General features: G+C 28.4%; 5 protein-coding genes. 1 reads left to right on the top strand and 4 read right to left on the bottom strand.

Annotated elements, in window-relative coordinates; translation table 11 throughout:
* Positions 1 to 64: 64 nt before the first annotated feature.
* The 4 genes from DAD81_RS15465 to DAD81_RS15450 form a co-directional block, all read right to left on the bottom strand.
* Positions 65 to 2,899 carry a T9SS type B sorting domain-containing protein gene (locus DAD81_RS15465; RefSeq protein ID WP_111709208.1) on the bottom strand — a complete coding sequence of 945 codons (2,835 nt, stop codon included), beginning with the start codon at positions 2,897 to 2,899 and terminating at the stop codon, positions 65 to 67.
* Positions 2,900 to 2,955: 56 nt separating this feature from the next.
* Positions 2,956 to 8,949 (bottom strand): T9SS type B sorting domain-containing protein, encoded by a 5,994-nt coding sequence (locus DAD81_RS15460; RefSeq protein ID WP_157961158.1) that lies wholly within the window; start codon positions 8,947 to 8,949, stop codon positions 2,956 to 2,958.
* Between the two features lie 84 nt (positions 8,950 to 9,033).
* Positions 9,034 to 9,879 carry an ABC transporter permease gene (locus DAD81_RS15455; RefSeq protein ID WP_111709206.1) on the bottom strand — a complete coding sequence of 282 codons (846 nt, stop codon included), beginning with the start codon at positions 9,877 to 9,879 and terminating at the stop codon, positions 9,034 to 9,036.
* A complete protein-coding gene (locus DAD81_RS15450) occupies positions 9,879 to 10,781 on the bottom strand; it encodes an ABC transporter ATP-binding protein (protein WP_111709205.1) in 903 nt (300 codons plus the stop codon). Before DAD81_RS15450 ends, DAD81_RS15455 begins: the two co-directional genes overlap by 1 nt.
* A gap of 88 nt (positions 10,782 to 10,869) precedes the next feature.
* On the opposite strand from DAD81_RS15450, the gene DAD81_RS15445 reads away from it, so the two are divergent.
* Positions 10,870 to 11,934 (top strand): hypothetical protein, encoded by a 1,065-nt coding sequence (locus tag DAD81_RS15445; protein ID WP_111709370.1) that lies wholly within the window; start codon positions 10,870 to 10,872, stop codon positions 11,932 to 11,934.
* Positions 11,935 to 11,989: the final 55 nt, after the last annotated feature.

Genomic DNA, 11,989 nt, shown 5'->3' with positions numbered 1-11,989 from the left:
ATATGATTAAACCTAAACGTTTCAATTGGTATTTATTAATAATTTTTGTGAAAAATAATCAAAATCATCTTCTAATTAAGCTGAAATGCCCTTTTTTATACCTTTTGTTTCCTAGTTTATCAGTTAATTCTACAGAATACCAGTAATCCGAAGAGGGGAGTTGTTTACCGTTAAAAGTACCATTCCATCCATAAGAATCTGGATTTAAAATTGTTATTATTTTTCCGTATCTATTAAAAATATGAATGTTTGAAGATGGGTAAAAATTGCTATTCACTCCTGAAATTCTCCAATAATCATTTATACCATCATTGTTAGGTGTAAAAAAATTAGGGAATCCAACTATTGAAACTGTAGATTGATCAAAACCACAACCATATTTATCTTCAATGTAAATGGTATGAAAACCTGTTGAAACATTTTCAAAAACAGGTTCATCTTGGTATTCGCCATAAAGATCATCTAAAGAGAAATGATAATTACCAATACCCAATTTATCCTTATCAATTGTAATACTATTGTTTGAAGAATCATCAATTATTGTAATAAATTTAGGATACAAAACAGGATTGTTAGATTCAATTACGTTAAAAATACTAAACCCTTCACATTGTGTAGTATCGTGATTATTAGTAATATCATTTTTAAATGTTCTAGTAACTTCAACTCTGTAATTCCCTTCTTTATTTGCATAATAAATAGGTTTTGTAGCTTCAAAAATTGGTTCTTCATTAAAATACCATTTATATGTATCAGTATTTACATGAGAATCTCCATCTAAAGCGATAAAATATTCTTGAGATGGATTATCATCAATACTTCCAACACATAAAATAACATCCTCTTCAATAAAATTTGGTGTAGGTATTTTGTTAACTACAAGATTAAATTTACCTATTGAAATACAGCTGTTTTTATTAGAGAAATTAACGAATATTTCACGATTTGCATATTCTTTAGTACCTGAAATAGGATGCTGCTGAAGTTGTGCGTCTTTAGAAGTTTCATAAAACTCTACACTAATATCAGATGTGTTAAATAAGTCTTTTATTTCATTTCTTTTTAATTCAAAATTAAAACTTCCAACACCGCTAGATTGACTATGTTTAGTTGCTAGTCCATTATCATTTTCACAAACATATATAGTATTATAGTTTTCTAAACTAGTGGGAGACACGTTTAATTCCATTTTACCAATAGACGAACATTCAGATTGTAAGTTGCTAACTTTAAAGAGTAAATTATTTGTTGTTGAAGATATATAATTTGAAGGGGTTTCTATAGGCTTTTCATTTTCATAATCACTTTCAGACTTATAAAAAGTTACTTCTAAATTAGGATTGTTATTTATAATATCTGGAATTTTGTTTTCAAGATTAAATTGAGTAATTCCATCAAAACTATCAGTATCAATATCACATTGGTTATAAATAATTTTAGTAGGAATAATTGGAGGATCAAAAACAGCTACATTAAATTTACCTTTGTAAATAATTTTCTTGCCACAATCATTTACAATATGAGCTTCTAGTTGGTAAAATCCTTCACTAGATTTTTGAATGTTTTTTATGGATAAATTACTTTTATGGCTAATTATAGAATCGTTTAATTTCCATTCATAGGTAGGAGTTCCAGAAAGACTTTCAGTATTAAAAGTATAATTACTTCCAACACATAGTTTTATTTTTTTATTGGTGACAATTTCATCATTTTTGGATGCATTTAATATTTCAATTTGATAAAATATTGAAGCAATAAACGGTGGTAGTCCTTGAGTTGATTTTTTTAAACCCAAATTAATTTCATTATGTTTATATGAACATTCTAAGCCATTATTTTCAGGGTATTCAATAACACCCAAATAGTTAGTACCATTATTGTAAGAAGAAGAAAGTGCTCTATAAATTTTCTGATCTGGTCCTAATTGAAGCGCGCCTCTATATAGGTTTTGAGAATCTATTTGTACCCTAGAATTTGAAATTTGAAAAGCGTTGGTAAATGTTAAATCAAATTGATATAATGCAGATTTATGGTTTTCTGGATTGTTCCAAATATGCTCCTCTTGACTGAAAAAATCATTACTGGTATGTACATATAATTTATCTCCACTTCCTGAAAATTCAATACCGTAAGGGCTATCAGCAGGTTGGGGGAATTCAAAATATTGAGGGTTGCTAACTACTCCAGTACTGTTATTGAAATCATATAAAACCAACGTTTTATCATTCATATGAGCAATTGCAATTTTTTTTCCATTAGGAGATATTTTTAAATAACCTCTTCTATCATTAGCTATAAAATCTACCATTGTTGATATTGAGTTAACAGCAACACCATCTTTTGTAATTTTAAAAGCTTTAAATTCATTAGAAACATAAGAAATTACCCAGAAGGTTTCACACTCTTTACCATTAATTGCGGCTATTTTTTCCGACCATTCAAATTCTCTACCTTCATTTAAATCAATAGGGCCTTGCACAATATCACCATTACCACTGTCTTTGGTCATATCAATTGTATAATAGTTAAAACCAGGGTTTTCATTTGCTAAAGATCCCACAGTAAAAAGATAGTACAAAGTTGAACTTTTTGGTTTTGGAATAATCATAGCAGATTGAGAGCTTGAAGAACCACCTTTTAAATTTCTTCCATTTGGCATTGGAATGTGATTTTTATTCCATACCGTAGTTCCATCTGAATAAAATAGTAGATTTCCTTTAGAATCAGAAAAAGATGAACAACCTTCACGTGTACTTAATTCACTATTGGTTATTGAAACGGGTTTGCCAGAATTAAAGTTTAATCCAGCTTTTTCTCCAAAATACCAAATGTTAGCTTCTCCTTGTGAAAAAGAATTTAGGAAAGTAAACAAAGTGATTAAAAGGAGTCCTTTTTTCATTTATACTAAAGTTGTATTTAGTAAATATAAAAAATTAAAGTAAGAGAATAAAAGAGTTACCTTCTAACAAGGCTAAAATGACTCTTTTTAATTCTAATATTCCCTTTAATATCAATTAATTCTGCAGTAAACCAATAATCCGAAGAAGGTAAAGGTCTGCCATTTAATGTTCCATCCCAACCATTTTCGTTTGGTTTTACTTGATGAACTAATTTTCCAAATCTATCAAAAATGTAAATTTTTGCATTTCCATAAAATTGGTCATTTACTCCAATTACTTTCCAAGTATCGTTGTGACCATCATTATTTGGAGTGAAAAATTTTGGATATCCTATTATTGGAACATCAACAGATTTAATTCCACATTCATTTTTATCTCTGATATAAATAGTGTGTATTCCTGGTTTAATTTTCTCAAAAAATGGTTTATCTTGGTATAGGAAATTTTCATTGTCTAGAGAGAATTCATAATCTCCAATACCTAAATTATCTGTTTTAATGGTGATAGTATTATTCTCAGAATCATCAACTATATCTATATCAAAAATACCAAAATTGGCAACTGCAGAAGGATTTACTTGTATTTCTTTAGTTCTTGAACAAAAAGACCCGTCATTTTTAGTAAGTGTTATATAGTAAAGGCCTGCTTTAAAAACGTTGAATTCAAATTCATTTGAAAGTAATTTTCCATTTTCATTATGCCAAGAATATTCAAAGGAATTTTGATCTAAATTTCCAATATTGGGAGTTAAAACAAGAGGTGACTGAGGTGCTGTAATACAAATTATTTGAGGTGTAGTTACTTCAAATTCTGGTAATTCATTAACAATTAAATCAAATGAACTATTTGCTTTGCAGGTTCTATTAATTGGATTTATTACTTCAACTGAAATAGTTTGTGAGAAAGTTGTAAATGGATTTGGTAGCGGACTTGATAATTCATTTCCTTTTTGATCATAATAATGAATTTCTACATCCTTTTGATTTCTTAATAATGTAGTTTGAATACTAGATGTATCAAAATCATAAATACCGTCGTTGTTATCTTCTTCATCACATACTGGAACAACATTTAAAGGATAAATTTGAGGTAAATCATCTACAATAAATATCAATTCTGTTTCATCAGAACAAGGACCATTTGTTGTGTTGGTATTGTTATTTGTAACTTTAATTTTGATAGTTTGATTTTTAGTTAAAAAGGGATTAGGTAAAGGGCTAGGTAATTCAATTCCTTTTTCATTAAAGTATCTAATTGTAACATCTTTTTGTCCATTTCTAATTTTATAATCAATAGTTGAAACATCAAAAGGATAAAAACCATCGTGATTATCATCACATTGTCTTTTAATAGTTATTGGAGTTGCAATAGGTAATGGTTCAACATTTAATGTTACAACATGATTTAATCCTAAACAGGCATTTACTTCATCACTATCTATGCGTACGTATATTTTTTGAAACCACTTTGTTGTATTTTGGTAATTTGAAATGTCTTCTATTTTATTTATTTCTGAAAGTGCATCTTCTAAATTTCCATAAAATGAAATTGTTACAGATTGTAATGAAAATAGGGGGTTACTATTCTTAATTATTTGTTCTGCGTCACTAAAATTAAAAAAGGTTTTACCGTCTTGGTTATTAGATGGAAGGTTTTCACATTTATAATAATTTAATACTTCAAAATCTGGAGGGATTTGAGTTACACCAACTTTTAAAAGAATTTTAGCAAATCTTTCACATCCGTTTGTTGTAATTATTTTCACAAAAACAACGCTATTAATTGCTGATGGATTTTTATAAGCGATAGGATCTTCAATTTTAGTTGAATATCCATTGTCTAAATAAAATTCAAATGTTTCATTTAAATAATCTTTAGAAATGAGTTGATTTGCTTCGTTTAAATTAAAAATACTAAAACCATCTGTAATTTCATCATCATCACATTGTTCTAAAATAACAGTTTTATTTTTTAAAATTGGTAATGGATTAACTATTATATTAAAGCTTAAATGAGGATTTACACATCCAGTTATTTTATTTAAAATTCTAACATAAATTTTTTGAGTATGGGCACTATTTTTATTTTCAAACGGACTTGATATTGGATTATTTCCGGAGATAGCTTGGTCAGCTTTTAAGTGATAAGTTACTTTAAAGTCTGCATTATTTTGAGTTCCTAAAATAACACTTGTTAAACTTTCTAAATTAAAATTTTGAATAATTCCATTAGTATCGTTTCCGTCATTTAAATTATCACATTCTTCTAAATCATTAACAAGATTTGCTATAGGAAGCTTATTTACAATTACATTAAAAGTTGAATGAGGATTTACACAGCCCGTTGTTTTATTTAAAACTCGTACATAAATTGTTTGTAAATCTGGACTTAATTTATTTGAATGCGGACTAGATAATGGGTTGTTTCCTGTAATAGCTTCTTCTTTTGATAAATGATATGATACCGAAAATTTTTCTTTTGGTTGAGTTCCTAAGATAACATTGGTGTTACTTTCTAAATTAAAACTTTGAACAATACCATTAAAATCATCTCCGTCTTCTAAATTATCACATTCTTTAATATCTGTTGCTGCATTGGCTTTTGGGAGTGAATTAACTATTAGATTAAACGTAAGGTTATAATTTCGGCATAGTGTTTTGTTATTTAAAACACTAACAAATATAGTTTGAGAGTGTGGACTTGATATGTTTTCAAAAGGACTGATAATATGATTTTCTCCAGAAGCTGCATCTTCTTTATTTAAATGATAAGTTACTGTATAATTTGCTTCTGATTGAGTTCCTAAAATTAATTTTGTTTGAGTTTCTAGATTGAAATTTTGAACTATCCCATTTGTATCGTCTTCATCGTTTAGATTGTCACAAAGTTCTATATTTGAAACCGAATTAGCTATTGGCACTGGGTTTACAGTTATTTTTGCTTCTTCAGAAATAGCACCGCAAAAATTTCCATCTTTTTTTAATTGTACTCTAAATTTGTAATTATTAAATTCAAAAGGAGTGTTTTTTATAATCAATTGTTCAGTTTCAGCACCAGCATAAAATTCATCATTAACAATATTGTTCCAGGTTGTGCCATTATCTTTACTTATTTGCCATTGATATGAATTTACCGAATTTGTGGTTATTTCAAAAACTGAATCATAAAATATACAAGAAGCGAGATCTTTTGGTTGCTCTATTATAATAATTTCTGAAAAAGTGCCATAATTAGAATTTGGAAGAGTATAACCATCCGTTGCATTTGAAACAATTCCATTCTCATCAATAACAACTGTTGAATTACCCAAATAAGTATCATTATTTGAATCAGAAAAACCAGCTTCTAAAACATCGGAGCATTCATCCCCATCTGAATCCGAATCTATGTAGCTAAAAATTAAATCATTGTCTTTATCATTTAATGTGTAACCAATAATGTTACTGTCAGGAGAGCTTTCAGCATTGTTATCCCATCCATTTAAACCAATGGTTTTATTTATATTATCAATAATTCCATCAAAATTTGTATCGGGTAAGTTACTTCCTGATTCAAATAAGTCATAGATTCCATCATTATCGCTATCTAAATCGTAAAAATCTACTATTTTATCATTGTCTGTATCAATAGGAATTGATATGATATCAAAAACATCGTCTAATCCGTTTTCATCAATATCAACTCCTCTTAAAATCACTTTTTTACCAGAATTTTCTATAATATCCGGAATTCCATCATTGTCACTATCTAAATCTAAAGAATCTTCAATTCCGTCATTATCATTGTCTTTAAAATAGCAAGTGAGTGAAAACACACCATTAAATGTAGATGCTTTATTCGTATTTTTTAATTCATGAATAAATGAAAAACCAGAAACGCTGTTTGCAAAGAATTGAAAGGGAGTCTTTCCAGTAGGTGATGGGTTTACTTTAAAATGAATTTCAGACCCAGATATTTTTGAGACTCCTTTTTCAAATATTTCATCAAAATTTGTGTCTACTAAGAGTCTATTGTCAGGGTCAATTAAAGTTATATTTTTATCTGTTGGAGCAATTCTAACTATAAATTTTTCACCTTCAATAATTGAATGTGAAATTGTAGTATTCTCACTAAATTTAAAATTAATATTTTTTGTAAACGAAATTTTATAATTATTACTTCCATCTGAGGTTGCAGAAATTACACTTTTAAAATTTCCATTAGAATTCCCTGTAAAACTATTTAGTGTACTGGAATTATTTGAAGAATTTAAAGAGCCTGTTGCTAAATTTGAAAGGGTGGATCCATCATTAAAAATAGCTATTGGATTAGCAGTATTAGTTAAATTTAATACTACATCTCCTTTAGATTCAGTACAATTTAAAATTCCATCATTGTCATTATCTATATCTAAATTATCAATAATTCCATCATCATCAATATCATCGGGACAATAACCTAAAGGAACTTCAAAAGATTGTAAAATTAATTTGGTACAATTTATATATCCATCTAATCTATATCTTCCAGGTTTAAGAGGAATTAATTCATTGGTTTTATTTCCGGTAGTTTTAAAACCAGAACCATCATCATAAAACCATTCTAATGTGTCAAAGTTTTCAGAATTTAAGGCTTCTAATGTGATGTTTGGAATACAAATACCTTTTGTTTTAAAAACAGCATCAAAATTTATTTCTGGAGCTGTTGGAAAACCAGAATAAAAACTTCCAGAAGTTGCTGAGCCATTATAATTAAAATAGGAACAATATAATTCATCATCACATTCAACAGAAACATTGCCAAAAAGACCAGTAACTTTATAAGTTACATAATCGGCTTTCCCATTAACATTACTTGGCCCAATAGATGAATAATTACTAATTGGATTACCATTAATTGTTACTGTTGCATTTTTTTTAGTAACTATAGTAATTCCTCCTGTAAAATAAGTTGTTCCAATACTTTCAATAGCAGCTATATTATCTACATTTCCTCTTGTTTCACAACTTAAAGGAGGAACAAAAAACATTCCTTGATTTGCTTCAGAAGTTGTAGCACCTACACCTTGATATGCAAAAACAGGCGCAGAAGTTTCAACATACATGTTTCCTGCAGAGTTGTAAATATTTCCTTCAATTAAATAGTATTCACCTGCATTTAATGTTGGTCCAGATGTTGTTCCGTTTATTTTTATTGAAGTACCATTAGTATGAGCTACAATTAAAATATTCTCCCATTCATCGCGTCCATCTCCTTTTACAAAAATGTATTCAGTTCCAACTTTTTCAATTCCTACAATTTGATCTATACCATAATCTCTTCCATTTCCGTTATGAAAACTACCATTTGCAGAACCACAGTTAACAACTATATCTTTATCTGAAGAAACAAGACAGCCAATTAAACCATCACGATTAATAACACTTGAAAAGCTATTTGTTGCAAGAATATAACTTTCTCCTTTGTCTAAATTTATTGATACGGGAGTAGTACCAGAATAATTTTTTATAATTAATCCCGAAGGAAGATTACTGAAATCAACTTTAGTGCGATCTTCAGTAGCCATTACTGATACAAAATTTAGATAATTGTCTTGTGGGTTTTCGTTAGTAAAACTTCCAACTCTAAATTCTTTACCAAGTGCTGAAAGTCCTTTACTCACAAGTGCGCCTGCTTGAGCTCCGCCACCTGCATTCATTCTTATAGATACGTAAATTACCCCTTCTGCTTCAACTATATATCCTTTATTGTTAGTTATGCTACTTGTTTTGCTTGATTGTACAAATAGTTGAGAATAACCAGTACCAATATAAATTTCCTTAGGTGTAGATTTTGAAACAAATCCAGAAATATTACCACCTATTCCACCTACAGGAATTACAGTATATGGCACCTCATTTTCACTTGGTGTTGAAATGTAGATATACTGACTTTCGGGATTTGCATTTCCAAATTCAGAACATGTAAGTGGCGGTATATAATGCGTTTTACTTAATTGAGCAAAACTAATTTGACTTATAACCAAACACAAAAAAGTGAAAAGTAGATGATTAAAAGAAAAATTATTCACAGATGGTCTTTTTGGTTAAACCAAATTTACATGTAAAAGTTTAATATTTAGGATAAATAATATACTAAAAATAGAAACATATGGTTAAAGGTCTCGTTTTTTTAGTAAAGCATATGAGAAATAAATAAATAATGCTGTCCACCCCATAACTATTAACAAATCTAAAGGTTGAACGGAAAAATCTTTAGATAAATTTTCACCTACCTGTTTAGCAACTGTCTTTACGGCACTTAAACGAGTAAAAGGTTCTTTTATTAAATTTGAAATAGATTCTAAAGGAAGGAATTGCATAATACTATTTACACGCTCACTAGTGTTTTCTAAATCTTTAAATTGCCAAAATAAATAACCTTTTAGCATACTTTCACCAAAAAACCAAATTAATATACCTCCAACTGCAAAAGCTGATCGTTTTACCAAAATGCCCATAAATAACCCAAAAGAAAAGAATGCGGTTAGTTTGATGAAGAAGGCAAATAAATACTCTAAATCTGTAGTTACAATTGAAAATTCGGTAAAGTCAGAATAGCTATAACCTAAAATTATAGATACTAAAAAAACAAAAATAGTTGAAACAAGTGCAAATGCAATTACCGTATAAAACTTAGATAATATAAATTCTTTTTTGCTAAGTCCATCAATTAAATTTTGTTTTAAAGTTTTGTTACTGTATTCATTAGCCATCATTGAAACAATAACTAATAATAAGAAAAACTTAAAAATTGATGCTATAAAGGTATTAAAGTGCCATATATATGGAAAATTAAAAATTCCTTGTTCAGCTAGGTGAAATTTAACGGGGCCAACATCAAATTTAATGGCGGCAATTAAGGCTATTGAGGTTAATAGTAGAAAGTATATTAAAATTAAAATTTTACTTGCTCTATTGTATTTTAATTTATGTATTTCGATGTTAAGAAGTCGTAACATTATGATATTTTGTTAGTTAGTGTTAAAAATTGTTGTTCTAAACTTGGTTTGCGTTTTACTAAATGTGATAAAACAACGCCATTTTTAAATAAGTAGTTATTTATCTCTACTGCAGAAACTGGTTTGTTTAGTGTGGCAATAACAGTTTCGTTTTCAATTTTTGTAGATAAAATTCCTTCAAATTTTGATAGTAGACTAATTAATTTATCTTGATTAGATTCAACTTTTAATTCAAATAAACCGTGTGAAGCTGTCATTTCATCCACGCTTCCTGAATATAATTTTACACCTTCTCTAATTACAACAACATGGGTACAAACTTTTTCTACTTCATCCAATAAATGTGATGCCAACAAAATTGTAGTTCCGTTAGCAGCAATATCTTTAATTATTTGTCGGATTTCGTGAATTCCTTGAGGATCTAAACCATTGGTTGGTTCATCAAGTATTAAAATTTCAGGATCATTTAAAAGGGCAGAAGCTATAGCTAATCGCTGTTTCATTCCTAAAGAATAGGTTCTAAACTTACTATCTCTTCGTTTAAATAAATTAACTGTCTTTAATTTTTCTTCAATTTTAGAACTTTTAATTCCTTTTATTTTACAAACTAATTCAAGGTTTTGAACAGCTGTCATATATGGATAAAAATTTGGCCTCTCAATAATAGCACCCACTTTTTTTAATGCTTCGTGAGTTGATAATTTGCCATTAAACCAACTAAAATTACCGGATGATTTGTTCACCACATTTAAAATAATTCCTAAAGTTGTTGATTTTCCGCTTCCGTTTGGACCAAGAATACCATAAACATTTCCTTTTTGAATATCAAAGGATAAATTGTTTACAGCGTGGATAGTACCAAATCGTTTGTCGAGATTTTTTAATGAGAGTATAGTTTCCAATATAAGTTTGTTTAGTTAAAATTAAGACGACAATTATTGAAATTTGTTACAGCAATATACTATTTTTGGCAAAACAGAAGTAATTATAATGGAAGAACAGAAATTAATTTCACAAAAAAAACCAGCATTCCCTATTAATCAGAAGTTATATGATTATTTAACGGAGTATAATAGAAATATTAAAATTCCGGTTTTTTATGATGATTTATTACGTTTTGCAGGTGCAATTAATGTGTATGATAAAAATGGTGATGATACTTTATGGATTAGAGTATATTATGCAGAACACGAACGTGATGAAATTGATTTAAGTTTAAAACGTATGTACTTAATTCTTCATGGTGATGGTAGTGAAGATTCAATTTCCTTTTTAACTGTTGATGCTATTGATTATTGTACGTTTGGTAATTCTAAACCTTTTAGAATTAAAGTTAGAAATGTATTGAATGATAATCATACTTATTTGTATATTAAAAAAGCTGATGCTTCTAGGGTTTATGGTTTAGAGTTAGAACATATTTTATCTCCTAATAACATTAATTTTTTAGTGTATAAGGATACGCTTATTGAAGAACATGTATTAGGAATTCCAGGAGATCAGTTTATAGCAGAAAATTTAGGTACTGTATCTGAAAGTGGATTAAAAAGACTTTCCAAAGAGTTTGTGAAATTTAATGAACGTTGTATGATTCGTTTATTGGGAGATATGCGTGCTTATAATTATGTAATTGTAGCTTCTTATGATTTTGATCAGGTTGAATATAGAATAAGAGCTATGGATTTTGACCAGCAGAGTTTTGAAGGAAATTTAAGAGTTTATTTTCCTCAATATTTTAAAGAAAATTTTCCGTTTGTAAAAATGGTTTCGGATAATTTAAGAAATGAATCTGTTGAGCAGTATAAAAAAGAAGAGCGTTCAGCAATTGCTCGTAGACTTAAAGGTGCAAATGAAAGAGTTAATGATTTATTAGATTGTATGGAGAAAGATGAGATTTCAACTCCAGAAAAAATTAAGCAACTTAAACAAGATTTACAGAAGTATACAAAAGATAAAAAGTTTAAATCATGTAAAACTATGGGTGATATTTTAAAAGTTGCTTTTGATTTTGTTACAAGAAACTATGAAAATGTGAATACTTATATTATTAGGTAAACGTTCTTAGTTTTTTGTTAAGGATAAAAAAAGTTACTAAAAGTATTTGTGTTTT

This window comes from Lutibacter citreus, from assembly GCF_003260195.1.
Taxonomy (GTDB): domain Bacteria; phylum Bacteroidota; class Bacteroidia; order Flavobacteriales; family Flavobacteriaceae; genus Lutibacter; species Lutibacter citreus.
The sequence above is the reverse complement of the archived record's forward strand: the minus strand, read 5'-3'. Positions and strand labels throughout refer to the sequence as shown.

What these genes read in the sequence shown, in the direction of transcription:
- DAD81_RS15455 (WP_111709206.1), bottom strand. Translation starts at nt 9,879, where the DNA reads ATGTTACGACTTCTTAACATCGAAATACATAAATTAAAATACAATAGA.
- DAD81_RS15445 (WP_111709370.1), top strand. Translation starts at nt 10,870, where the DNA reads ATGGAAGAACAGAAATTAATTTCACAAAAAAAACCAGCATTCCCTATT.
- DAD81_RS15465 (WP_111709208.1), bottom strand. Translation starts at nt 2,899, where the DNA reads ATGAAAAAAGGACTCCTTTTAATCACTTTGTTTACTTTCCTAAATTCT.